Below are 443 nucleotides of genomic sequence, written 5' to 3' on the forward strand. Positions count from 1 at the left end.
GAGCAGGAGGGTGACCGGGGCGGCGCGCCTGACGGCTCCGCCTCTGGGGTGCCGCGTCACGATTCCGCTCCCGCCTTCGCCAAGGGCCGTGGCCCGTCGGCCGGTTGCCGGTCGTGCAGGTCTTGCGGGTCCTGCGGGTCTTCCCGTTCCTGCCGGTCTTCCTGCACGTCCCGGGCGTCCGGGGCGGTCGGCTGCGGCCCACGCCGGTCCGGCCGCTGCCGGTATGCCCTCGTACCGAGCGCGGCCAGGGCGCCGAGGAGCAGCAGCCCGCCCCCGGCGACCGGCACGACCGGGACGTACGCCGCCGAAGCGGCCGCCTCGCCCCGCGCCCCGCCCTCCGCCTCCGCCGTCAGCCGTACGGTGACCGAGTCCAACGCCGGTGCGTCGGGCCAGGGTTCGGCCAGCTCCACCCGGCGGCCGGGGGCGAGCTCCAGCGGCAGGGG

At 78.3% G+C, this 443-nt stretch carries 1 pseudogene; it reads right to left on the minus strand.

Features of this window, described 5'->3' with window-relative positions:
• Window positions 1-56 precede the first annotated feature (56 nt).
• A pseudogene (locus tag V2J85_RS40745) lies at window positions 57-443 on the minus strand (hypothetical protein); the annotation flags it as partial.

The sequence above is a fragment of the Streptomyces bugieae genome (assembly GCF_036352915.1).
GTDB classification, from domain to species: Bacteria; Actinomycetota; Actinomycetes; order Streptomycetales; family Streptomycetaceae; genus Streptomyces; species Streptomyces endophytica.